Source organism: Citrobacter sp. CK202 (assembly GCF_030333225.1).
Lineage (GTDB): Bacteria > Pseudomonadota > Gammaproteobacteria > Enterobacterales > Enterobacteriaceae > Citrobacter_B > Citrobacter_B koseri.
On sequence record NZ_JAOWGI010000025.1, the window covers coordinates 87,877 to 109,950 of the forward strand.

Consider the following 22,074-nt stretch of genomic DNA (forward strand, 5'->3'; position numbering starts at 1 on the left):
TTCATTTCGTTGGAGATTCAGGCTGAACGGGCGATTTTATGCGCTCAGGACGCGGGTATTTCCATAGCCAACGACCGCTGACCATACGCCAGTAAAACAGTGCGGCGCGCACCGCCCAGTCAAAGAACATCCCCAGCCAGACCCCGACAACGCCCCAGCCAAGCACGATCCCCAACGTGTAACCCGCAACCACACGGCAGCCCCACATCCCCAGCATCGAAACCCACATTGCAAAACGTGCGTCCCGCGCCCCTTTAAACCCTGAGGGCAACACCCAGGACGCAGACCAAATCGGCATAAACGCCGCGTTCAGCCAAATCAGAACCACGACAACATCTTTTACATCCTGATCGTGGGTATAAAACGAGGCCATCAGTCCCGCAAACGGCGCGCTTAACCATGCAATCGCGGTCAGTCCAATGGTAGATAGCCAGAACACATGACGAAGCTGAATCTCTGCCTGGGAAATCTGACCATTCCCCAGCCGTCGGCCAGTGATGATTGTCGATGCAGAACCCAGCGCGTTTCCGGGCAGGTTGATCAGCGCGGCAATTGAAAAAGCGATGAAGTTACCGGCAATAACGCTGGTCCCCATCCCCGCCACAAACATCTGCGTTAACAATTTCCCACCGTTGAACAAAACAGATTCGATGCTCGCAGGGATACCAATCCCCATCACTTCCCAGATAATGGTGAAGTTCAGCGGCTTAAAATAGCTCTTCAACGTAATGCGCAATGCCGGGTTAAAACCAATCATCAACACCCAGATGATGGCGACGGCTCCGATATAGCGAGAGATGGTCAGCCCGAGTCCCGCCCCGACAAAACCCAGCCCCTGCCAGGAAAAAACGCCATAAATCAGGACGCTGCTGATCATGATGTTAAGAATATTCATGCCGCCATTGATCAACAGCGGAATTTTGGTATTTCCGGCTCCACGCAATGCACCACTGCCAATCAGGGCGATGGCCGCAGCGGGATAGCTGATCACCGTCAGTTCCAGGTATGTCAGCGCCAGAGCCTTCACCTCGGAAGACGCCTCCCCGGCCACGACATCAATAATCTGTTCGCCAAAATAGTGAATAACCGCCGCCAGCACGATGGCAAAAAGCGTCATGATCACCAGTGACTGTCTCGCGGCGGCCCTGGCGCGACGACGATCGCGTTTTCCCAGGCTAAACGCCACAACCACGGTCGTCCCCAGATCGATAGCAGCAAAAAACGCCATAATGACCATGTTGAAGCTATCGGCAAGCCCTACCCCGGCCATCGCCTCTTTACCCAACCAACTGACCAGAAAGGTGCTCAGCACCCCCATTAGCAGTACGCAGGTATTTTCCAGAAAGATAGGCACGGCAAGCGGGGTGATTTCACGCCAGAAAAGAACCTTGTAACTCTTACGTTTGGCATACCAGGGTGTACGGGAGACGGCCTGGCGTAAGGCTGCGGAGACGTTCAAAGTGGACCTTAATGAAGAAAGTTGAAACCTCATTTCAAATAATGAGGGAGAATCCAAAAAGCTGCAAAGTTTTTTCCCTGTAAAATGTCTGCAATTGCAACAAACTGTTGAGAGAAGCAGCAATTGAACCACCACCAGGGAAATGAGGTTTGACAAAAGATTTTTCGCCGCTAAGATAAGCCTCCACAACGATTCCTCTGTAGTTCAGTCGGTAGAACGGCGGACTGTTAATCCGTATGTCACTGGTTCGAGTCCAGTCAGAGGAGCCAGATTTTAGTCTCGAGATATCTCAGTGAGTCTTGAGGCGTTTTAAAAGCAGCAGTTAAATTGAACCGGTTGTCCTGATAAGGATTGCCGGTTTTTTTGACGCCTGTCGTTTTTGGACACCCCCACAGACCTCTCCTGCCCCCTTCCCACTTGTTCTCATTTGCCTACTTTTTTTCTTTATGAGATATGTTATGTTATAACATATCCATTATAATGTAATGCCAACCTATGAAACTTAAGCCTTCTTTGATAGCTCTCGCAGTAGCAGTAAATACTTCGCCTCTGGCCTATGCAGCAGATGAAACCATCGTCGTCACCGGCAGTGACGTATCCGACTATTCCGCCGAATCCGACTCGGCACGTCTTTCATCCGGCTCAGCCTCACGTCTCGGTCTGACCGATAAGCAAACGCCACGCCATACTGAAACCATCAGCGCCAGAACCATTACGGCTAAGGGAAAACGCACGCTCACCGAGGTTGTTGAGACCGCCCCGGGCATGTCCGGCACCAGCTCACCTACGCTCTCAAACAGCGTTTCACTGCGCGGCTTCTCCGGCGTTTCCTGGCTGCTAAACGGCGTGGCTGTACCCGGTAGCACCATTCAAATCGCCGACCCGGTTCATTATGAAAACGTGGACATCCTGTATGGCACAGGCTCCGTTTTAAATGGTCTGAGTTCTGCCGGTGGCAGCGTCAACCTGATATCACGTAGAGCAACCTTTGGTCGACAGCCAGTGGAAGCTGACTATAGCTGGTCAAGCTATAACAGCCATCGCGCCCACATCGGCGCGGGCGGTACGCTTGTTGAGGGTATAGCTGCTGGCCGCGTGGATGTAAGCGCATCAAATACCGGCACTCAGGTTGATAAAGAGCGCAGTCGCCCGAAGCGCGTCAGCGCACAGCTCCTGCTGACGCCGACCGATAACACACAGGTCACTTTTGACATCGATCGTAGCTTAACGGATATGCGCAATCCCTATTTCGGGACGCCTGTCATCAACGGTAAAGTTGATCGCGACTTGCGCCATGTAAACTACAACAACATTCAGGATGCGCATATCCGCAGCCAGGCAACCTCATTCCAGTCAACCCAGTCCTGGTATGCAACGCCTGATGTAACCTTTGATAACCAGTTCTATTATTACAAAGGATTCCGCGAATGGCAGAACGTTGAACGCTATTACCCGTCAAACAAAGCGGGCTATGTTACCCGTGATTCTTATGGCGATCTTGCTCATGATGACAAGCTGACGGGCAACCGTACAATGGTCACCTGGGATCACCCGATTGCATCATTCGCCAACCGCGTGACTGCGGGTGTCGATTTTTCAAAACGCGAATTCCAGTACTATTCTAACGGCTTCCCGGGGGGCGAAGATGTTCTGCTGACCAACCCCGCCTCCAATGACTTTCGCACCGGTGCGGGTGGCAAGATGCGCTCACCTGTTCGTCACATCACTCAGAACCAGTATGCCTTGCTGCTGGAAGACAATCTGAATATCACTGATGCTGTCGCCCTGTTAAGCCAGTTGCGCTATACCAACCTGGATATGCACTGGAATTACCAGCAGGACAATAAAACCATCAATCGTAGCTATAGCTTTATGAGCGTTGGTATTGGGCCGAGCTGGGCCATTAACGAAAACTGGACGGTGTATGCCAACTATTCCACAGGTAAAGAGCCCGGCAGCGATATCTTCTTTATCAGCCCTGAACAAACGTCCCTGCCGCTTACAGAAGTTCAGCAATATGAAGCCGGTGTAAAAGGGACATTCGACCACGGCGAAATGAAGCTGGCCGTTTACGATCTCCAGAAAAAAAATCTTTATCAACAATCGGCTGTCCAGGCCGGTGTATGGAATGCGGTTGGCAAGCAGACTTCGCGCGGCATCGAGTTCAGCGGATTGATTAAACCGCTGGATAGCGTCACGCTGGCGGGTAATGTGGCTTATACCCATGCGCGCTTTGACCATTTCAAACAAGGTACGCAGGACCTTTCCGGTAATCAGCCGCGCTATATCCCGGAGTGGACGGCTAACCTTTCTGGCCGTTATATGCCGATTAGCAAACTGGGGCTGGACGCACAGCTCCACTATGTTGGCAGTAGCTATAACGATGATGCCAACAAAAACAAAATGGGCGATTACACGACTGTCGACCTGAACGCCGATTATGAAGTGATTAAGGATGTTACCGTAGGCACCCGCGTGCGTAACCTGACAGATCGCTTTTACACCTGGCAGCGTACTTATACAGGGCAGGAAATGATTGCGCCAGGTCGAACTTACGAAGCCTATGTCAACATGCGCTTCTGATGAAACGCCTGGCCTCCCTCGCATTGCTGGCAACCTTCGCCAGCTTTGCGCATCCCGTTACGTTGCAGAATTGCGGAAGATCCTGGACGTTTGAGCATGTACCACAGCGGGCAATCGTCTATATGCCGACCGCAATGGAAAACATGCTCGCATTACGTCTGGGAGATTCCGTGATCAGTGCTGTCGGTTATCGGCCAGATGAAGATACCGCGCCCTCCCCCTGGTACAAACCGCTAAAAGCACGTCTCGACAGTTCGCCCTGGTCGGGAGAGGCCTTGCTGAGTTCCCGACCAGATTTTATCTATTCCGGCAGCTACTACTGGTTTAACAGCCCGGAGACCGCCGGTCGTGAAAGGATGGCTGAATGGGGAATTGGAAGCTGGCTCATTGAGGGGATGTGCAATGGCCTGCAAAGTGGCCCTCCTGCGCCTGTAACCTTCGACAACATCTACGACGAGTTGCGTAATATTGCGCGCATATATGGCGTGGAGCCGCGCGCAGAGGCGCTTATCAATGAACTGAAGCAACAGGTCGCGGCTGACAGCCGCATAAAACTGCCACGCAGAACGCTCATGTGGTGGTATTCCGGTACGGCAACACCTTATGTGGCGGGCGGTTATGGCGCTTCTGAGCTGTTAACCAAAACCATCGGCAGTAAAAATATCTTTGATAACAGTGCTGAACTGTGGCCCGCCATGAGCTGGGAGGTCATTGCCGAACGGGACCCTGACTACCTGATCCTGGGCGATCTGCAAAGGGGGGGAGATGGCGACAGCGCCCGGAGCAAAATCGATTTTCTTGAACGTAATCCCCTCACCGCAGGCATGAAGGCGGTTAAAGCAAAACGTTACATCATTTTACCTGGCTATGACATGGACGCATCTGCGCGTTCAGTTCTGGCCCTTCACCGACTAGTCACACAAATACACGCTAAGGAACAACATGACCTTTCCAGCCCGCGAATTACTGAAAAACTGGGACGAACAACAAAGCGCCTACATCGCTCACCGTGAAGAACGCTATAACGCCGCGCTGGATGTTCTGGCAATGCTATATGGCGAAGAATTCCATGTGGTGGATCTGGCCTGTGGTCCAGGCTCATTCAGCATGCGTCTTCTGAATCGCTTTCCGGCGATAAGAGTAACGGCTATTGACCTCGACCCGCTTCTGCTTACGCTGGCCAAAGAAGCCTTGTCTGAATACAGTGACCGTATTCAGTTCTTCAGCGGCGATATTGCAACAGCGGATTGCTTTGCCGCTATTACCGACAAACCACAGGCCGTTGTTTCCAGCACGGCCATCCACTGGCTGCTGCCGGAACAGCAGGTCGCGCTTTATCGCAACATCTTTAACCTGCTGGATGAACATGGCTTATTCATGAACGCCGATCATCAGCGATTTGATAATCGCAATCCATGCCAGAAACGGATTGCCCAGCTTCATGACGAAGATACGCAGAAAAAAGCCTGGACAGCGGGAGTGCAGGACTGGGATAGCTGGTTTGCATCGGCCACCCGTCATCATGAGCTGGCTGATTTGATGGACGCGCGCACCGCTATCTTTAAAGACCGCCCGACACCACTGCCCACCACGGTCGAATTCCAGCTCGCTGCTCTGCGCCAGGCGGGTTTTAGCGAAACGGGTACTCTCTGGCAATTCCTGGATGATTATGTGATCGCTGGCTGGAAATAATCATGCTGCGTTCTCCTGTTTTTCGCCTTTCCATGCTGTTTCCGGCCCTGATGCTGGCGTTTTGCATTGCCATTATGTATGGCCCGGTGACCTTTTCCATGAAGGACGTGGCAAATGCCATACTGGCAGGCTACTGGCATAGCGATACAGCGGGAACGCTTCATCAACGGATCGTATGGTCTCTGCGTATGCCGCGCACCCTGCTTGCTGCGCTGGCGGGTGCCGCATTAGCGCTGGCTGGAACGGTGCTCCAGTCGTTGACACGCAATCCTCTTGCCGACCCCTGGGTGTTGGGGATCTCATCCGGCGCAGGGTTTGGTGCGGTACTGGTCATTGCGCTTGGTCTCAGTGCGGGCTGGGCCGCTGTACCTGCCGGAGCGTTCTGCGGCGCGATGCTGGCTTTCGCACTGGTGCTTTTCATGGCGCGGAAATCGCTATCCGGCCAGTCCAGCCGTTTTATCCTGACCGGCGTCGCCGTGACACAGCTTCTCTCCGCCGCCACATCATTAACCACGCTCTGGAAAACGGATGCAGACACCACGCGAGGGGTGATGTTCTGGCTGCTGGGAAGCTTTGCACAGGCATCCTGGCTTCAGGTACTGCTTTGCGCACTGGTGCTGTTGCCGATATTTCTGCTCTGCTGGTGGCGGGCAATAGAGCTGGATGTGCTCACGTTTGGCAATGTGACGGCGGCGTCGCTTGGTGTGGACGTTGGCGCAATCAGGCTCGCCCTGTATTGTTTATTGACCTTATTGACTGCGGTCATTGTGGCATGTTGCGGAGCAATAGGTTTTATTGGGCTGACCGTGCCTCATATCGCCCGCATATTCATTGGTCATCGCCATCGTTCGCTGCTGCCGGCATCCATGCTGTGCGGCGCGACTTTTACCGTTCTGGCTGATACGCTTGCCCGAACGCTGTTTGCGCCCCGTGAATTACCCGTCGGCATCCTGACGGCGATGCTCGGGGTTCCGGTATTTCTGTTCCTGATTTCACGGACTTCCCGATAAAATACTGACGAAGGCGATCCCTGGCAGAAAGCCCGCTAAAAAGCGGGCTTTCTGCCATTTATCCGTGACGAGCGCCACCGGAAACGCTCAGATAAGCATTTCCGGCCTGAACAGCGCGCTCAGATTCATTGTCTTGCCCGACACCATGAACTCCCCCTTCCCTGTATAGTGAATCGTCTCAGGGTGTTCCGGTGATGTGGCCACATGCGCCTTCACGACCTCGAAAATGAAAAAATTGTAGCGTTCCACCAGCACATCATCATACAAACAGCACTCAAAATTCGCATAACATTGCTGGATCAGCGGGGCATCAACCTCATCGGCTTCCTGTGCCGTAAGATTAAATTCGGCAAACTTATCGATGTCGGCGCCGGACGTGTTGCCGATTCGCACGACCGTCTCGGCCAAATCCGTCAGCGGAACGTTGATCACGCATTCCCGGCTATGACGGATCATCTCAAAACTGTGGTTGCCGCCCGAAATCATCAGCCCGACCAGCGAGGGAGAAAATTCCAGAACGGTATGCCAGCCCAGCGTCATGATATTGGTCTTCCCGTTCCATTTGGATGACACCAACACAACCGGGCCCGGTTCTAAATACCGGCGAACCTGACTGACCGGATAATCAACTTTAGTGATAGCTAAACTCATAAGATGACTCCTGTTAAAGTGTTCCACAAAAACAGGCCACACTGCTGCGGCAATACCTGAGCAGTCCTCGCGCTACAGCATACTCTCTCTCGTCATATCGCAAAAAATTAACCATGCTAATAAAATGGTTTTATGACCGTAATCAGGGTTCCGCGATTCACCTCTGGCAGGCATGACCGTCTGACCTACACTTTTAACAATAGAATTTCAGGCCAACCACAACAACTCAGTGCAGAGGACATTATGGTATCTCTACCTTTTACCCGCTCACTGCGGTTTACGACGGGCACCGAGCTGGAACTCCAGTTAATCGACAGAAACGATACCAGGCTGGTGGATAAAGCGGATATCGTGCTGGCCGATATGGCGCACACTCAGCAAATAAAGCATGAGCTAACCAAGTCAATGATTGAACTGAACAGCTCAGTACACTCTTCGGTGTTTAAACTGCATGAAGAATTATCTTTATTAGCCTGTAACGTCAGGGAAGTCGCCAGAAAACACGGCTGCGATGTTACCGGCGGCGGCCGCCATTTAGATGGCGACTGGCGAGAACAGGTGATTAGCGATTTACAACGTCATCAAAATCTGGCCGTACGCTATGGCTACATCACCAAAATGGCCTGCGTATTTGGGCAGCATATTCATATTGGCGTTCAGGATGGCGATGACGCCATTTATCTGTGTCATGCGCTTATTCCCTACCTGCCCCATTTAGTTGCACTCAGCGCCTCTTCGCCGTGGCTGGATGGCGTGGATACCTCTTTTTCAAGTTCCCGCTTTACCGGGCAGAACGCCTTTCTGAACAGTGAACTGATTGAAAACATCTATAACTGGGACGAGTTCGTCGTATTTTATAACGAGATGGTCGATGTCGGGATCATTAAAAGTATCAAAGATATTTACTGGTACGTCAGGCCACAGCCTGCTCTGGGCACAATTGAAATCAGAATATGCGATATGCCGCTGACAATATTTCATGCCGCAATGCTCACAGGCTATAGCAAAATACTGGCTCAGTATCTGTTAGCCAACCGGACAAATATCGTCAAAAAACATCATGCTATTGAAAAATACAATATCTTTAACGCCCGGCGCGATGGCTTACAGGCCAGCTACGTCAACACGTTAACCAGGCAGCGTCAGTCGCTGGCGAGTCAGATATTGCAGACCGTAGAGAACCTGTCATTACGCATCCACAGTGATGAGGATAAGTACGTTCTGCAATATATTGCCCGGTATGTCAAAAAGGGCATCAATGATTCAGACAGAATACGCAGTATGATTAAACGCGCGGTGGACTTGAACACCGTCATGGAACGTATGCGAAAAATGCTGTTATCAGCGCCAAAGAATTATAAAAAATGATGCACGCCAGGGCCGAAAATGGTTATTCGGCCCTTTTATCAGGCAACTGTAGTAATACGTTCCCGATCGTTACGTTTTGCTTTCTCGCTTAAGGGGCCGGAGACATCATCTCGTCCAGAATGCTACTGACCTGTCTCCCGCTCATATTCCGATACCCGCATTCTTTTTTTTCGGAATTCGTTTAGGCAATCCCTTCGCTATTGATTCCGCCTGCTCTCAGCGTCAAGCGCACTTGCCTCGCTTATCACGTTACGCTTTCTGTGGCACTAAATGATTAACCCTCCTAACTAATTGGGTATCTATTAGCAATTTCTCTAACTGAAATGGATGATAATCATGGGATGGGACACAAGAAGCGCCGGAAACTGGGCAAAACATCACGCCGAACCGGGGCCAACGAATAACTGTGCATCGTATGTGCGCAAGGCCATAAAGGCAGGGGGCGTGATCGTAACAAACACGCAAAACGCCAAAGATTACGGCCCAATGCTGGAGTCTGCGGGGTTTAGAAAAATACCTTCAACGCAATCCCCCAGAGCTGGCGACGTGGTAGTGATTCAGCCTTACGCGGGAGGACACGCCGCCGGTCACATGGCTATTTACGACGGCCAGGATTGGTATTCAGACTTTAAACAGCGGGATTTTTGGGGCGGTCCTGGATACCGTTCGTCAAAGCCAGCGCATCAAATGTACAGGAAGGATTGATGAAAGCCCTTTATGTTGTTCTCATGATATTTGCAATTACCGCGTGCAGCTCAGGACGCGATAACGCAGAACGGCGTGTTTCAGATTTCTATACTTACTATCTAAACGTGTTTGCAAATAGTGAAGGGAAAATAAAGCCTGCGCCTGAAAAGATGGATGAATATATTTCGAAGGATACGCTAGCCCAACTAAATACTATCTCTCATATTTATGAGCAGGAGATTATCGACACCGATTACTATACATATGCGCAAGATTATTCAGCAGATTGGATCCCCTTATTGAAAGTTGGAAAAGCTAAAAACTGTTTTGGTGGTGAATACGTCGATGTTTGGTTGGGTCGACAAAACAATCAGACGTATCAAATTGGAGTCTACCTAAAAAGAGAGGGCGGCAAGTGGAAAATATACAGAGTGAAGAATGTTACCGCCGGTTATGAGCATTACATATTTGACGCGCACGCCATTGAGAAAGCGAAGCAACATGCTGCAACCACCAATTAAATAGGGAGATTATGACGGCCGCTAAATTAATCCCAATTCGCGGCCGACCTTAACAGTCATTATGCTTTTCTTTCGTCCTCCGGTGGATTCAACAACGTCAGCGCTACAGAATGTTTTATGATTCAGCAGTCATTTAAGGATATAAGAGCCCACTCCCGCCAGCGTCAGTCGCTGGCGGGTCAGATATTGCAGACCGTAGAGAACTTGTCATTACGCACCCACAGTGATGAGGATAAATACGTTCTGCAATATATTGCCCGGTATGTCAAAAAGGGCATCAATGATTCAGACAGAATACGCAGTATGATTAAACGCGCGGTGGACTTAAACACCGTCATGGAACGTATGCGAAAAATGCTGCTATCAGCACCAAAGAATTATAAAAAATGATGCACGCCAGGGCCGAAAATGGTTATTCGGCCCTTTTATCAGGCAATTGTCGCAATACGCTTCCGAGCGTGACGTTTTGCCTTCTCGCTTAAGGGGCCGGAGACATCATCTCGTCCAGAATGCTACTGACCTGGTTCATCACCCTTCCCGCCTCGGTAAGCCCGTTCTTTTCCTGCTCCTTCACCCACTCAGACTGAATCTCCTGGTATCGGGTGGCGGCTTTCCATTGCGCAACGTCTTCAGAGTGCAGGATTCTGACCGTCGCACCGCTTTTTTCCAGATCGGCGACTTGTGTGGTGAAACTTTTATCCATTACGGAACCCAGGGATTGATAAGCGACGTCAGCGGCCCGTTGAATCGCCGCCCGATCGTCGCGGGAAAGGTTATCCCAGGTGTTTTTATTCATCACCAGCAGGTAAACATGCCCAAGCCAGAGATCCCGCGAAACCAGCACATCAGGCGCGAATCGCTGAGCATTTAACGCATAGCCGCTATCCACATTCAACATTAATCCGTCGAGACTTCCGCTTTGTAAGGCCTTGTAGGTTTCATCTCCCCAGGGCATGGTCACGGCTTTAGCGCCGACATTTTTCAGAAACCCCTGGTGCCAGAAACTGGCGGAGCGCCACGTTCCCCCCTTAAGTCCTTCAGGATTATTCAGCGCGGTAGTGCTAAAAAAAGCCAGCGGATAGCCGGTCGCAATGAAAACATTCACCACATTTTCTTTCTTGAGTTCTGCCGAAAAATCCGGGATATCCGCATAAACGCGGCGAAAGAAAGCAACCTGCTTTTCCCCGGCAGGGCCGACGGGGAAGCTTTTAAAGATTTGCTGCAATGGTAATGCCTTAGCCGCATATTCAGGTACAACAACAGCCATATCCGCTTTGTCCCCCTTTCCCGCCATAGCCAGAGCCGTATAACCATCACTTAGCTCACCTCCCCAGTGCGCCTCTACCTTCAGGCGACCATGCGACTCTTTTTCGATTGCGGGGAAAAATACGTCATTGATAAAACGAGTGCGCATTCCACCCAGCGGTTCATGGTCGCTGTAGATTAGGGTTTGCGCAGCCAAAGTCGCACCGGGAAACATTAGCATCGCAAACAGAACGGCGATGCATTTTCGTCCTGGTATAGTGGTGAGCATTTCTCTTATCCTTTTGAGAATCATGATGATCGCAGTCGCTGATGAAGCTTAAACAACGGGCTCAGACAGCCAGCGCTGCCCTTCGGTTTTCATCTGCTGTTCGAGCGCACTGCCGCGCGTTGCGAATACACGCGTGACCGGAAATCCGCTTTTTTCCAGCAGGTATGCCAGCGCGGCGTATTCTCGCGGGTATTTTGCTACCGCGCTTTGATCAATATCGACCACGCCCAGCGGGAAGGTAAAACTCCCCATGTCATAAATGCTCTGGCGTCTGAAGAGCTTCCACACGCCATCGCGTTTTTCCGCCATATCGTAAAAGCGATTATGGGTCACCATCCCCAGATTCAGCTTCACATTCTCGCCGATGATCATGGCATTAGTTTCAACAATGGCGCGGTTGACGCAGCTATTGAAGGTCACTACCGGCGTGCCAATCAAATGTTTGGTGCGGATGTCAGAAGCCCCCATACGCATTGAGCCGTCAACAAAATCGCTCGCCAGCCCTTCAAACCAGGTTATCTCAATGGTGCCATCCGGGTGAAACAGCCCGCGAAGTTGCTCCCACTCGCCCAGATCGCGATGCATCCAGCCAGTGAGAAGATCGGTAATTTGCTGACGATCCGCCAGGTGATTGTGCATAATTTTTACTCCAGCCAGTTAAGTGGATTCAGTTTCCTCGCCATTAACGTTAAAATCCAATAGATAAATCTTACAGATTATTCAGTTTAGATGAATGATGAGGCCATCGTATGGATCTGCGCCACTTACGCTATTTTCTTGCCGTTGCACAAGAAGGACACTTTGGCCGCGCCGCCGAAAAACTCAATATTGTTCCTCCCGCGCTGAGCATGCAGATCAAGGCGCTGGAAGAAGAGTTAGGCGGCCCGCTGTTTATTCGTACCAGCCGGAAAGTTGAGTTAACCGAAGCGGGAAAATTGTTGCAGACTGAAGCGCAACGCACGCTTGAGCAGGCGGAACATGCCCGTCTGACAGTACAACGGTCGATGCGCGGAGAAACGGGTCTTGTGCGCGTCGGCTTTGCTGGCAACGCGGTGTTCAGCGGCAAATTGACAGAAGATCTGCGCGCCTTTCGCCAGGCCTATCCCGATGCGGAACTGGTCGTGTGCGAAATCGCGCCGTTGCTACAAGCGGATGCCATTCTGAGCGGCCAGCTCGACATTGGTTACACACCCGATCACCATAACGTACGCCAGCCAGAATTAGCGGCTGAAAAAATAGGCCTCTGGGGCCGGATGGTCGCCATCGCCGACGATCACCCGCTGGCTTGTGAAACCCATTTGACGGTAGATATGCTGGCTGAAGAGCCCCTCATTTTCTACGACACCCACCGTGCGGATGAGCCGCTTTATATGATGCTCACAGAGATTATGGGTCATGTTCCGCACGTCGCCCATTGCACCTCCAGCACGCTCAGCGTACTGGCTCTGGCCGCCGCCGGGCAAGGGCTGGCGCTGGTGCCTGAACCGCTGATGCACATCGCCATTCCCGGCCTGGTCTATCGCCCTCTCGACGCGCCTGAGTTATCGGCCAATCTGATGCTGCTCAGCAGAAAGAACGACAATAACGGCGCGGTAAAGGCTTTTCTGGAGATTGCGCGGAGAAACGTCAGAACCCCGTCAGACCCGCGCTGATATTTGTCGGCATCCCGGAGCGGCGCTCCAGCGCCTCGTTGACGCGATGAATGTCAACGCCGTCGCCCTTCATAAAAGTACGCATCACCGGCGTGATCGGCAGCGGTACTTTTTTGTCGGATTCAAATTCAGTGCGATTACGCGATAACGGCTCATGCACTTCAATCCAGCGACTGCCGTCCGCTTCGACGGTGGTTTTCACCGGTTGATCGATAATCTGCACGCGAGTGCCCACCAGCACATTGTCAAACAGGTATTTGATGTCATCGTTACGCAACCGGATGCACCCCTGGCTCACGCGCAGCCCAATACCGAAGTTCGCATTTGTGCCATGAATGGCATACAGCTTACCGATATAAATTGCATACAGCCCCATCGGGTTATCTGGCCCGGCGGGGACAAACGCGGGCAGACTTTCGCCTCGTTTAGCATATTCACGTCGGGTATTCGCCGTCGGCGTCCAGCTCGGTGCTTCCTGCTTACGCTCTACCGCAGTCACCCAGTTACGTGGAGTTTCTCGCCCCGCCTCGCCAATGCCAATCGGCAGGACATCAACGGTATCGCCCCCTTTCGGATAGTAGTAAAGACGCATTTCCGCCACGTTAACCACAATGCCTTCACGCACGGTATCCGGCAAAATAAGCTGCTGCGGCACCACCAGCGTCGAACCGGACTTCGGCAAAAAGACGTCCACATCGGGATTCGCTTCGAGCATATTGCTCAGCCCCTGTCCGTACTGCGCCGCAAATGCTTCCAGCGGTTGAGTATTATTGTCCGGGACGGTTATCGTCAGCGGGTTGCCGACCAGACGACTCCCTTCTGGCGGCAATGGATAACTTACCGCCAGCGCGCTCTGGCTTGCGAACAGCAGAATAAAAGAACAAAACAATTTCACACGAGGCATCATTTCCCTTTCCTCAAATCGCAGCAGATGTCGGTTAATTATAGCTTTTTTATCGCCTTTCCGACGTTAACAGCGAATAAGCGCCACCGAAGGGAAACGATACAGCTTATCTTTATTTACCATCCGGCAGGACAATATTACTTGCCGCCAGTTGCCCCATGTTGCGGTACATCGCGCAGGCGGCTTCAACGATGGGCATTGCCAGCGCTGCGCCGCTGCCTTCGCCAAGACGCATTCCCATATGCAGATACGGCTCCAGCTCCAGGTGCTCCAGCGCAATCCGCGCGCCCTTCTCTGCCGAGAAATGCGACGGAATCAGATACGGTTTAATTTCCGGCGCAATCTGACACGCCGCCAGCGCCGCAGAATAGGAGAGAAAACCATCCAGCACAACCGGCAATCCACATGACGCGGCGCCCAGCATCACGCCCGCCATACCGACCAGGTCAAAACCGCCCACCTTCGCCAGCACCTCAACGCCATCACGCGGATCGGGCCGGTTCACCGCAATGGCGCGGCGCACAACCTCAACTTTATTGCCAATTCTGGAGAGCGGAAGATTCGCGCCAATCCCCACCACATCTTCGGCATCGCTACCGGTCAGTACACTCACAATCGCCGCCGCAGGGGTGGTATTCGCCATTCCCAGTTCGCCAACGCCAAACAGCGTCACGCCGCTTTGCGCCAGTTCGCGGGTGTAGCGCATCACTTCCAGCAGCAGTTCTTCGGCCTGAACGCGGCTCATCGCCGGGCCTGTCGCAATATTCCCGCACCCACGCGCCACGCGCATATTCACCACGCCGGGGATCGGGTCGGCATCAATCCCGACGTCAATCACATGGACTTTTGCCCCGGCCTGAGCAGCCAGTACGCAAACACCGGTTGTTCCCTGCGTCATGTTGGCCGCCTGAATGGCGGTGACAACTTTCGGCGAGACCGCAACCCCTTCATCCCACACGCCATGATCGGCGCACATCACCAGCATCGCCTTCTTACCGACATGCGGAGTGCCGTTGAGACCGGGCATCCCCGCTAACTGTACGGCCAGCGCTTCCAGGCGCCCGAGGCTGCCCGGCGGTTTGAGCAAGCCGTCGATGTGCTGCCGGGCGTGCGCCATTGCGTCGCTGTCCGGTTTGGGAATGTCACGGAGTAAAGAGGTTAACGTCTGCATAAGGGTTCTCATCGTGTTGGCTGGCTCACAGCAGAGCCAGCAGGAAGATCAACTCGCCAAGTTCAATCGCCGCACCCAGCGTATCGCCGGTTTGCCCACCCAACGTGCGTTTTAATAATTGCCCAAGAATAAAAATTGCCGCCAGAGTGGCCACCAGCGCAGCGACCCCGCGCATCCCCGGCATGAGTATCGCCGCGAGAATAGCGGTTAATCCCAGCGTAACGCAGGTTTGTCGCCCGGTAACTTTGCCGATAAACACGTTGCCCAGCCCTTCTTCACGGGCATAGCGATGACGATACATCAGCAATACGGCGACACCGCGCCCCGCCGCGCAGGCCATCGCCAGCGCCGCCAGCATCGGCGTGCCTCTCAGCGCCAGTTCGCTAATCACCAGCACTTTCGCCAGCAGGACAAAAATCAACGCCAGCCCGCCGTGGGTGCCCAGGCGGCTGTCACGCATAATTTCCAGCATCCGCTCCCGGCGGCGGGCGGAAAAAATACCGTCACAGGTATCCGCCAGACCGTCGAGGTGAAAACCGCCGGTCAGCAGCGCCAGCGTCAAAACGCAAAACAGGGCCGCCAGTGGAATGCCGCACCAGGACTGAAGCGCCACAAACACCAGGCCGCCAATCGCGCCCAGCAGCATGCCGATTAGCGGGAATGTCACAATACCGCGGGAATACTCCTCAAAATCCAGCCCCTGAGACCAACGGGTCGGAACAGGCAAACGCGAAATAAAAGCGAGCATCGCCCAGAACAACTTACTCATTTAATTTTGACTCCAATACCCGATACCACCAGCCAGACCTCATCCGCCGCCGCAGCCAGACGCTGATTGACCCGCCCGGCGATGTCGCGAAAATGTCGCGCCAGACGATTTTCCGGGACAATGCCCATGCCCACCTCATTGGTCACCAGAACCACCTGAGCCGGACAGCGCTGACAGGCGTCGATCAACGTGCGAATTTCGTCTTCAATCGCCTGCTCCATCGCCGCGTAATCCCAGTTGTCCGGGTCCGTATCGCCGCCCATCGCGAACAATAAATTGGTCACCATGGTCGTGATACACTCCAGCAGAATGGCCTCTTCGGGGGCGTTATCTGGCGTAATCAGCGCATCAAGATGCCGCCAGCATTCCGCTGTCCGCCAGTGCGGCGGTCTGCCATCCCGATGGTGCTGAATCCGCGCCGCCATCTCCTCGTCAAAAATCTGCGACGTGGCGATGTACAGCACCTGCGGCGAATCCGCGATTAACGCCTCCGCATGGCGGCTTTTCCCGCTGCGCGCGCCGCCGGTCACCAGAATCATCATACGGGCTCCCGGTGCTGCTGCATGATGGTATAAATTTTCTCAATATCGATGTGTTGTCGCATCGCATCCGCCAGCAGATCAAACTGCTGCGATTTATATTGCGCGTAATGGAAGGCGTGATCCAGCGGCGTCAGCCCCTTACGCACGCGCAGGCCATTGACCAGCGCCCGCGTAAACGCATCGCTGTCGAACAAGCCATGAAGATAGGTGCCAAAGACCAGTCCGTCGTCCGTTACCGCGCCGTCAGCGATAGCGTTTTCGCCTTTGCGTAACGTCATGGCTGGCTGGCATTGTGCATTCAGTGTCGTCTCGCCCATATGAATTTCATACCCGCGCACCGCCAGGCCAGACGCCGCCGCCAGCCATCCCGGCAGCGCAGAGGCCATCTGCCCTTCAACCTGCGTGGTGGTTTTATCCTGCGCGAAGTGCGTGACGGTATTAAGCAGACCAAGACCGGGAAGCGTGCCCAACCCGGACTCCACCTCATCAATAATGGTGTCGCCCAGCATCTGATAGCCGCCACAGATGCCTGCCACCGGTACGCCCTGACGATGCGCCTGCAACACGCCATGCGCCATTGCGCTTTCACGCAGCCAGACCAGATCGCCAAGCGTATTTTTGCTGCCCGGCAGAATTATCAGGTCCGCGCCCGCCAGTTCTTCAGGATGGCGCACATAGCGCACGCGAACATCCGGCTGCGCCGCCAGCGCGTTGAAATCGGTGAAATTCGAGATGTGCGGCACCTGAACAACGGCAATGTCGATATCACGCCTATCGGTACGCAGGTATTTGCCTTTTTGCAGCGCCACGCCATCCTCATCTTCAAGATCGACCTCCAGCCAGGGCATCACGCCCAGAACCGGCACGCCGGTCAGCGCTTCAATTTGTTCAATGCCGGAGTAGAGCAGCGTCACATCACCGCGAAACTTATTGATGATCACCCCTTTCACTCTGGCGCGTTCACTATCATGCAGCAGCGCCAGCGTACCGTAGATAGAGGCAAAAACGCCGCCGCGATCGATATCCGCCACCAGAATGACCGGGCATTGCGCCATTTCCGCCATCCCCATATTGACGATGTCGCGGTCACGCAGGTTTATTTCCGCCGGGCTACCGGCGCCCTCCAGCACCAGAACGTCATATTCTTGCGCCAGGCTATTGTAAACCGTGAGGATCTGCTCACGCAGACGCGGCTTATATTCATGGTAGCTAACCGCGTCCATATCGGTGGCGACTTTGCCCATCAACACCACCTGCGCTTTCCGATCGCTGGTCGGTTTCAGCAGGACCGGATTCATCCGCACATCCGGCGAAATCCCCGCCGCTTCCGCCTGGAAAATCTGCGCGCGTCCCATCTCTTTGCCGTCCGGCGTGATGCCGGAATTCAGCGCCATATTCTGTGACTTAAATGGCGCCGTGCGCAGGCCATCCTGATAAAAGATGCGGCACAGCCCCGCCACCAGCACACTTTTACCTACATCTGATGCCGTTCCCTGCAACATTACTGCCTGCGTCATGACGCCTCCTTCAGCGCGTTCTCTCGCATACGCCCAAAAAATTCTTCTTCCGTTTTACACAGCGGCAACCCCAGTTGCGCATGCAGTTTGACCAGCCACGGTTGCGTCAGCCCGGCTTGTTCGATCAGTTCAGTGCGTGCAAACACCTCCCCCGGTTCACCGTATGCCAGTACCTCGCCACGGCGCAGCACGTAAACGGCATCGCTGACTTCATAAATGAGATCAATATCATGGCTGGAAATAACCACATGATTCCCCTGCGCCACAATCCGCTTGATGATCGCAATCATCTGCGTGCGCCCGGCAGGATCAAGCCCGGCAGTGGGTTCATCCAGCAGCAGGTAGCGGGCCTGCAACACCATCGCGCCCGCAATCGCCACGCGTTTTTTTTGCCCGTGACTTAAACACTGGATCGGCTGATGACGGAAATGCTGCGCATCAACCAGGGTCAACGCATCGTCCACGCGGCGGGCAATCTCATCCTCAGCCACACCTAGATTTCGCAGACTAAAAGCGATATCGCTGTCGATATCGGTATAAAAAATTTGTTGATCGGGGTCCTGAAAAACGGTTGCCACCTGTTGGCGCAGCGCCAGCAGCCCGCGCTTACTGTAATCCAGCGCTTTTCCCTGCCACAAAACCTCGCCTTTTTGCGGGCGCAGTAAACCGCTCAGGTTCATAAATAGCGTCGATTTTCCGCAGCCGTTCGCGCCCACCAGCCCGGTAACCGCATGGGGGGAGAAATCCAGCGTTAGCCCCTTGAGCACCTGCTCATCCTGATAGCGAAACCAGAGACCGGAGGTGGCAAGCATACGAATCCTTACAGGTGAAAATCACCCTGATACAGTTTGATATCAAGCACGGTGGTCATTTGCTGATAGCGGATAAGCACACGCGTAAACAGCAAACCCACCAGCATTGCCAGAGAACGATAGCCTTTCGGCAAACTACGATAGCCAAAACGCAGCGTTTGCGCGCGATGAATGGCCAGCGCTTCGTCTAACAGGATAAAAATAAAGCGCCATGTCAGCAGGATCTGCTCGGTCAGCAGCCGTGGCACATGCGCGCGCTTAAGCAAAATAATCAGTTGCGGAAACGGCAGATTCAACACCAGCCAGAACGTCGCCGCCAGTGCGCTCAGGCTGCGCCAGAAGGTTTCATTGGCGGTATTCAACCCTGACGAAGTCACCCCCAGCCAGTAATCGCCAACCGGAACGCTTGCCAGTAACGAGTGAGGATCGCGGCTCACGCTGAATAAAATCGTCACCACGCCCACGCTTAAAAAACCAAACGGTATCGCCATCCAGCGACACCAGCGCCAGAACGAAATCCGCAGCAGCCAGCAGCTCAGCCCGGCGATGAGCGCCAGTTCAATACCCTGCCCCAAAGGAGGCAGGGTAAAGGCCAGAATCATCATCAGCAACCAGAGCAAAAACTTACGCACCGGCGTAACATGAAGCCAGCGGCTCTGGTAGCTGAGTCGATCAAGCCCGGTCATCACGGCGCTGTCTGCCTTTGCTGTAACCGAGAATATAGAAAATCACCGCCGCGCCAAGCGAACCTTGCAGCGTAAACAGCAGGCTTTCAATTTCACCGCTGGCCGGTTCATACAATGGCTGGAACCACGGTTCATAGTGCGGCGCCACCACCTGGATCTGGCTTTCCGCTTCGCCGTCAGAGCCACCGAACTCACCGCCATGATCGATAAAAAACGGCAGGATCACCAGGGCAATCACCATAGCTAACAATATCAGCGTCTTTTTCATCTTAATGTCCTTGTGCGGTAATCAACCGGCGTTTGGTCAACTGGTCGTAAATCATGACGGTCAGCAGCCCCTCCGCGATCGCAATGGGGATCTGCGTCAGGCAGAAAATCCCCATAAATTTAATCACTGAACCCATTGCCCCAGCCTGCGGGTCCGGGAACGCCACCCCAAGCTGCACCGACGTCACGAAGTACGTCACCAGATCCGCCAGCATGGCGCAAAGAAAGACGCCGACATCGCGGCGCAGCCCGGCGCGGCAGGCCATTTGCCATACCAGATACCCGACAACGGGGCCGATAACCGCCATCGACATCCCGTTCGCACCCAGCGTGGTCAGGCCGCCATGCGCCAGCAGCAGCGCCTGAAACAGCAGCACAATCGCCCCGAGGATCGCCACAACGCCTGGGCCAAATAAAATCACCGCAAGCCCTACCCCTGTCGGGTGCGAGCAACTACCTGTAACAGAAGGAATTTTCAGCGCCGACAGCACGAAGATAAACGCCCCGCACAATGCCAGCAGCACCTTCTGGTTGTTATCTTCCTGCACGATACGGCGCAGGCGCACCAGTCCGTACCACAGGCACGGTAAAAACAGCACCCACCAGGCCAGCGCCCACATCGGCGGCAGGAATCCCTCCATGATATGCATGGCGAACGCCTGTTCCGGGACAACCATCAGCAATAACGCCGCAGCTAACCCGCTGAAAGACAGCTGTTTTAGCTGTTGTTCAAGTTTCATTCTGCATACTCCCACTGTTTGTTGACCAGAATGGTCGAAAAATAGGGCAGCGGCTGCTCGTCGCTGACCTCATTCAGGTGACGCCAGTACTGCTCACCGGGCAGCGTGGCTTCTGCCATCATCAGGGCGCACTCCAGCAAACCTTCCTGTTGCAGCAATGCTTTAATACGCGCGAAGCGACCGTAGACCTTCATCAGCACCAGACTGTCATGCTGTCTTAACGCCTGCTGAATTGTTTCTTCCGCCGCGGTGCAGGAGATCACCGCCAGCGATTGTTGTTCCATCGCCAGCGGCGTTTTTGCGCGGGCGGCAATGGCGGCAAACGAGGTGACGCCAGGAACGATTTCCAGCCACGCCGGGTTGCCGATCCGCTGGAGTAAAAAGACCCAGGTGCTGAACAGCATGGCATCGCCGAGGGTGATGAACCCCACCTGTTTACCCGCCTCCACTTCCTGAACCAGCGCTGCGGCCACCTCATTCCAGACGGCTTCTTTTTCCGCGCTGTCAGCGCTCATTGGAAAGTGGCAGCAGCGGACTTCCGTCTGCTCACCCAGATATTCACTCACAATAGAGAGCGCCAGACTGTCGCCGCCTTTGCGCCCTGCCGGAGCGTAGAGGATATCGAGCGAGCCAAGTATTCGCGCCGCGCGCACGGTGATCAGATCGGCTGCGCCCGGCCCGGTGCTTAACGCATACAGCTTTCCGCTCATGCCGCTTCCTCCATGGCCGTATTCAGCGCCTGTTGCAGATGCGCCACGAACATGGCGCGTACCGCCGGATTCTCCCCCAGACCGCTCAGCCACGGCGTCGCCGGGATGCCTGCGGCGTTGAACTGCGTTTTCCAGGAGTCCTCTTCATCGGAAGCCATATCGTTAATGGCATGATCGCCGGCGACAAGCATCAGCGGCATCAGATGCACCGCCGTTACGCCTTCCTGACGTAAGCTCCCGATGAGAATATCCACCTCCGGGTAACTCTCAACCGCTCCCACACGCGCCGGAAAACGCTGCGCCGTCATCATATGGTCCAGACACGCATAGGCCGCAAACGCGTGGTGGCTGGCGCCGTGCCCCATAAACACCACTTTCTCCGTCGCGCCAAGCGTCGGCATCTGCTGCTGTAAAGCCTGCATCAGCTGCGCGTAATCGGCATGGCTGCTCAACAGCGGCACGCCGAGCGTAAGACGGGTAAATAACGGGCGCAGAGTCTGAACTTCACGCACAATTTTTTCGTATTCGTCGCCGTTAATAATGTGCAGGGACTGAATCGCCACATCCTGATACCCCTGTTCAGCAAGCTTCTGCAATGCCTGAAGCGGCGTATCGATTTCAATGCCGTCACGCTGTTTGAGCTTGCGGATAATCATCCCGGAGGTGAACGCGCGAAACAGATCACGATCCGGGCAGCTGGCTGCCAGATCGCGTTCGCAGGCCACAATGTTCTTCTCACAGGTGTCGTGATAGCTGGTGCCAAAACTCACCACCAGAAGCGCTTTTTTCATCTCTTACT

General features: G+C 54.0%; 25 protein-coding genes and 1 tRNA gene. 10 read left to right on the forward strand and 16 right to left on the reverse strand.

The genetic code is table 11. The features are described 5' to 3' along the window. Position 1: 1 nt before the first annotated feature. Both OGX84_RS10010 and OGX84_RS10015 read right to left on the reverse strand, forming a co-directional pair. Positions 2–1,492, reverse strand: coding sequence for an EmmdR/YeeO family multidrug/toxin efflux MATE transporter (locus OGX84_RS10010; protein WP_012131809.1), 1,491 nt, complete (start codon positions 1,490–1,492; stop codon positions 2–4). Between the two features lies 1 nt (position 1,493). Next, positions 1,494–1,646: a DUF5951 family protein gene (locus OGX84_RS10015; protein WP_153257545.1), complete on the reverse strand. Its 153-nt coding sequence runs from the start codon at positions 1,644–1,646 to the stop codon at positions 1,494–1,496. A 6-nt stretch (positions 1,647–1,652) separates the two neighbouring features. Between OGX84_RS10015 and OGX84_RS10020 the strand changes: the two genes are divergently transcribed. The 5 genes from OGX84_RS10020 to OGX84_RS10040 all read left to right on the forward strand — a co-directional run bounded on the left by OGX84_RS10020 (position 1,653) and on the right by OGX84_RS10040 (position 6,744). Continuing rightward, a tRNA-Asn gene (locus tag OGX84_RS10020) sits at positions 1,653–1,728 on the forward strand. A 244-nt stretch (positions 1,729–1,972) separates the two neighbouring features. After that, positions 1,973–4,042, forward strand: coding sequence for a TonB-dependent siderophore receptor (locus OGX84_RS10025; RefSeq protein ID WP_286457976.1), 2,070 nt, complete (start codon positions 1,973–1,975; stop codon positions 4,040–4,042). Beyond that, the gene (locus OGX84_RS10030; RefSeq protein ID WP_112001963.1) at positions 4,042–5,055 is read left to right on the forward strand and encodes an ABC transporter substrate-binding protein; all 1,014 of its coding nucleotides are present in this window, start codon (positions 4,042–4,044) and stop codon (positions 5,053–5,055) included. The genes OGX84_RS10025 and OGX84_RS10030 overlap by 1 nt, the downstream gene beginning before the upstream one ends. Next, the gene (locus tag OGX84_RS10035; RefSeq protein ID WP_047462788.1) at positions 4,985–5,734 is read left to right on the forward strand and encodes a class I SAM-dependent methyltransferase; all 750 of its coding nucleotides are present in this window, start codon (positions 4,985–4,987) and stop codon (positions 5,732–5,734) included. The genes OGX84_RS10030 and OGX84_RS10035 overlap by 71 nt, the downstream gene beginning before the upstream one ends. A 32-nt stretch (positions 5,735–5,766) precedes the next feature. Further along, positions 5,767–6,744 (forward strand): FecCD family ABC transporter permease, encoded by a 978-nt coding sequence (locus OGX84_RS10040; RefSeq protein ID WP_172958466.1) that lies wholly within the window; start codon positions 5,767–5,769, stop codon positions 6,742–6,744. Positions 6,745–6,831: 87 nt separating this feature from the next. Here the strand turns inward: OGX84_RS10040 and OGX84_RS10045 are convergent, their stop codons facing one another. After that, positions 6,832–7,395 (reverse strand): flavin reductase family protein, encoded by a 564-nt coding sequence (locus OGX84_RS10045; protein ID WP_012131804.1) that lies wholly within the window; start codon positions 7,393–7,395, stop codon positions 6,832–6,834. A gap of 243 nt (positions 7,396–7,638) precedes the next feature. Between OGX84_RS10045 and OGX84_RS10050 the strand changes: the two genes are divergently transcribed. The 4 genes from OGX84_RS10050 (at position 7,639) to OGX84_RS10065 (ending at position 10,361) form a co-directional block, all read left to right on the forward strand. Then, positions 7,639–8,763 carry a YbdK family carboxylate-amine ligase gene (locus tag OGX84_RS10050; RefSeq protein ID WP_181574537.1) on the forward strand — a complete coding sequence of 375 codons (1,125 nt, stop codon included), beginning with the start codon at positions 7,639–7,641 and terminating at the stop codon, positions 8,761–8,763. Positions 8,764–9,099: 336 nt separating this feature from the next. Next, positions 9,100–9,468, forward strand: coding sequence for an NlpC/P60 family protein (locus tag OGX84_RS10055; protein ID WP_181574536.1), 369 nt, complete (start codon positions 9,100–9,102; stop codon positions 9,466–9,468). Continuing rightward, positions 9,468–9,971 (forward strand): YqhG/Tai3 family protein, encoded by a 504-nt coding sequence (locus tag OGX84_RS10060; RefSeq protein WP_012131801.1) that lies wholly within the window; start codon positions 9,468–9,470, stop codon positions 9,969–9,971. The genes OGX84_RS10055 and OGX84_RS10060 overlap by 1 nt, the downstream gene beginning before the upstream one ends. 117 nt (positions 9,972–10,088) lie before the next feature. Next, positions 10,089–10,361, forward strand: a complete 273-nt coding sequence (locus OGX84_RS10065; protein ID WP_181574535.1) for a hypothetical protein — start codon at positions 10,089–10,091, stop codon at positions 10,359–10,361. 88 nt (positions 10,362–10,449) lie between these two features. Here OGX84_RS10065 and dctP read toward each other — a convergent pair whose 3' ends face one another. Beyond that, on the reverse strand, positions 10,450–11,505 hold the full coding sequence (gene dctP, locus OGX84_RS10070; protein WP_258525308.1) for a TRAP transporter substrate-binding protein DctP: 1,056 nt from the start codon (positions 11,503–11,505) through the stop codon (positions 10,450–10,452). A 48-nt stretch (positions 11,506–11,553) separates the two neighbouring features. Then, positions 11,554–12,144: a nuclear transport factor 2 family protein gene (locus OGX84_RS10075; protein WP_104868495.1), complete on the reverse strand. Its 591-nt coding sequence runs from the start codon at positions 12,142–12,144 to the stop codon at positions 11,554–11,556. 110 nt (positions 12,145–12,254) lie between these two features. Here OGX84_RS10075 and OGX84_RS10080 point away from each other — a divergent pair, with 110 nt between their 5' ends. Then, the gene (locus OGX84_RS10080; RefSeq protein WP_071258852.1) at positions 12,255–13,157 is read left to right on the forward strand and encodes a LysR substrate-binding domain-containing protein; all 903 of its coding nucleotides are present in this window, start codon (positions 12,255–12,257) and stop codon (positions 13,155–13,157) included. On the opposite strand, the gene ldtA is transcribed toward OGX84_RS10080, so the two are convergent. The 11 genes from ldtA to cbiK all read right to left on the reverse strand — a co-directional run bounded on the left by ldtA (position 13,132) and on the right by cbiK (position 22,066). Beyond that, entirely contained in the window at positions 13,132–14,061 is a 930-nt protein-coding gene (ldtA, locus tag OGX84_RS10085) for a L,D-transpeptidase (RefSeq protein ID WP_104869120.1), read from the reverse strand. The genes OGX84_RS10080 and ldtA overlap by 26 nt on opposite strands. Before the next feature lie 112 nt (positions 14,062–14,173). Further along, complete coding sequence (gene cobT, locus OGX84_RS10090) at positions 14,174–15,232, reverse strand: nicotinate-nucleotide--dimethylbenzimidazole phosphoribosyltransferase (protein WP_047462767.1); 1,059 nt, start codon at positions 15,230–15,232, stop codon at positions 14,174–14,176. A gap of 25 nt (positions 15,233–15,257) precedes the next feature. Beyond that, positions 15,258–16,001: an adenosylcobinamide-GDP ribazoletransferase gene (gene cobS, locus OGX84_RS10095; protein ID WP_104868494.1), complete on the reverse strand. Its 744-nt coding sequence runs from the start codon at positions 15,999–16,001 to the stop codon at positions 15,258–15,260. Continuing rightward, positions 15,998–16,543 carry a bifunctional adenosylcobinamide kinase/adenosylcobinamide-phosphate guanylyltransferase gene (gene cobU, locus OGX84_RS10100; protein ID WP_012131793.1) on the reverse strand — a complete coding sequence of 182 codons (546 nt, stop codon included), beginning with the start codon at positions 16,541–16,543 and terminating at the stop codon, positions 15,998–16,000. The genes cobS and cobU overlap by 4 nt, the downstream gene beginning before the upstream one ends. After that, the gene (locus OGX84_RS10105) at positions 16,540–18,060 is read right to left on the reverse strand and encodes a cobyric acid synthase (RefSeq protein ID WP_104868493.1); all 1,521 of its coding nucleotides are present in this window, start codon (positions 18,058–18,060) and stop codon (positions 16,540–16,542) included. Before OGX84_RS10105 ends, cobU begins: the two co-directional genes overlap by 4 nt. Next, positions 18,057–18,872, reverse strand: coding sequence for an energy-coupling factor ABC transporter ATP-binding protein (locus tag OGX84_RS10110; protein WP_012131791.1), 816 nt, complete (start codon positions 18,870–18,872; stop codon positions 18,057–18,059). The genes OGX84_RS10105 and OGX84_RS10110 overlap by 4 nt, the downstream gene beginning before the upstream one ends. 8 nt (positions 18,873–18,880) lie before the next feature. Further along, positions 18,881–19,558, reverse strand: a complete 678-nt coding sequence (locus tag OGX84_RS10115) for an energy-coupling factor ABC transporter transmembrane protein (RefSeq protein ID WP_047462753.1) — start codon at positions 19,556–19,558, stop codon at positions 18,881–18,883. Continuing rightward, positions 19,545–19,826 carry an energy-coupling factor ABC transporter substrate-binding protein gene (locus tag OGX84_RS10120; protein WP_012131789.1) on the reverse strand — a complete coding sequence of 94 codons (282 nt, stop codon included), beginning with the start codon at positions 19,824–19,826 and terminating at the stop codon, positions 19,545–19,547. Before OGX84_RS10120 ends, OGX84_RS10115 begins: the two co-directional genes overlap by 14 nt. A 1-nt stretch (position 19,827) precedes the next feature. Further along, entirely contained in the window at positions 19,828–20,565 is a 738-nt protein-coding gene (gene cbiM / locus OGX84_RS10125; RefSeq protein ID WP_012131788.1) for a cobalt ECF transporter S component CbiM, read from the reverse strand. After that, positions 20,562–21,275, reverse strand: coding sequence for a cobalt-factor II C(20)-methyltransferase (locus tag OGX84_RS10130; RefSeq protein ID WP_104868491.1), 714 nt, complete (start codon positions 21,273–21,275; stop codon positions 20,562–20,564). Before OGX84_RS10130 ends, cbiM begins: the two co-directional genes overlap by 4 nt. Beyond that, complete coding sequence (gene cbiK, locus OGX84_RS10135) at positions 21,272–22,066, reverse strand: sirohydrochlorin cobaltochelatase (RefSeq protein WP_012131786.1); 795 nt, start codon at positions 22,064–22,066, stop codon at positions 21,272–21,274. Before cbiK ends, OGX84_RS10130 begins: the two co-directional genes overlap by 4 nt. Between the last annotated feature and the right edge of the window lie 8 nt (positions 22,067–22,074).

Bases quoted from the DNA above. Each gene is read 5' to 3' on its own strand.
- OGX84_RS10010 (WP_012131809.1), bottom strand. From the start codon at position 1,492: ATGAGGTTTCAACTTTCTTCATTAAGGTCCACTTTGAACGTCTCCGCA.
- OGX84_RS10030 (WP_112001963.1), top strand. From the start codon at position 4,042: ATGAAACGCCTGGCCTCCCTCGCATTGCTGGCAACCTTCGCCAGCTTT.
- OGX84_RS10035 (WP_047462788.1), top strand. From the start codon at position 4,985: ATGACCTTTCCAGCCCGCGAATTACTGAAAAACTGGGACGAACAACAA.
- OGX84_RS10040 (WP_172958466.1), top strand. From the start codon at position 5,767: ATGCTGTTTCCGGCCCTGATGCTGGCGTTTTGCATTGCCATTATGTAT.
- OGX84_RS10045 (WP_012131804.1), bottom strand. From the start codon at position 7,395: ATGAGTTTAGCTATCACTAAAGTTGATTATCCGGTCAGTCAGGTTCGC.
- OGX84_RS10050 (WP_181574537.1), top strand. From the start codon at position 7,639: ATGGTATCTCTACCTTTTACCCGCTCACTGCGGTTTACGACGGGCACC.
- OGX84_RS10055 (WP_181574536.1), top strand. From the start codon at position 9,100: ATGGGATGGGACACAAGAAGCGCCGGAAACTGGGCAAAACATCACGCC.
- OGX84_RS10060 (WP_012131801.1), top strand. From the start codon at position 9,468: ATGAAAGCCCTTTATGTTGTTCTCATGATATTTGCAATTACCGCGTGC.
- OGX84_RS10065 (WP_181574535.1), top strand. From the start codon at position 10,089: ATGATTCAGCAGTCATTTAAGGATATAAGAGCCCACTCCCGCCAGCGT.
- dctP (WP_258525308.1), bottom strand. From the start codon at position 11,505: ATGCTCACCACTATACCAGGACGAAAATGCATCGCCGTTCTGTTTGCG.
- OGX84_RS10075 (WP_104868495.1), bottom strand. From the start codon at position 12,144: ATGCACAATCACCTGGCGGATCGTCAGCAAATTACCGATCTTCTCACT.
- OGX84_RS10080 (WP_071258852.1), top strand. From the start codon at position 12,255: ATGGATCTGCGCCACTTACGCTATTTTCTTGCCGTTGCACAAGAAGGA.
- ldtA (WP_104869120.1), bottom strand. From the start codon at position 14,061: ATGCCTCGTGTGAAATTGTTTTGTTCTTTTATTCTGCTGTTCGCAAGC.
- cobT (WP_047462767.1), bottom strand. From the start codon at position 15,232: ATGCAGACGTTAACCTCTTTACTCCGTGACATTCCCAAACCGGACAGC.
- cobS (WP_104868494.1), bottom strand. From the start codon at position 16,001: ATGAGTAAGTTGTTCTGGGCGATGCTCGCTTTTATTTCGCGTTTGCCT.
- cobU (WP_012131793.1), bottom strand. From the start codon at position 16,543: ATGATGATTCTGGTGACCGGCGGCGCGCGCAGCGGGAAAAGCCGCCAT.
- OGX84_RS10105 (WP_104868493.1), bottom strand. From the start codon at position 18,060: ATGACGCAGGCAGTAATGTTGCAGGGAACGGCATCAGATGTAGGTAAA.
- OGX84_RS10110 (WP_012131791.1), bottom strand. From the start codon at position 18,872: ATGCTTGCCACCTCCGGTCTCTGGTTTCGCTATCAGGATGAGCAGGTG.
- OGX84_RS10115 (WP_047462753.1), bottom strand. From the start codon at position 19,558: ATGACCGGGCTTGATCGACTCAGCTACCAGAGCCGCTGGCTTCATGTT.
- OGX84_RS10120 (WP_012131789.1), bottom strand. From the start codon at position 19,826: ATGAAAAAGACGCTGATATTGTTAGCTATGGTGATTGCCCTGGTGATC.
- cbiM (WP_012131788.1), bottom strand. From the start codon at position 20,565: ATGAAACTTGAACAACAGCTAAAACAGCTGTCTTTCAGCGGGTTAGCT.
- OGX84_RS10130 (WP_104868491.1), bottom strand. From the start codon at position 21,275: ATGAGCGGAAAGCTGTATGCGTTAAGCACCGGGCCGGGCGCAGCCGAT.
- cbiK (WP_012131786.1), bottom strand. From the start codon at position 22,066: ATGAAAAAAGCGCTTCTGGTGGTGAGTTTTGGCACCAGCTATCACGAC.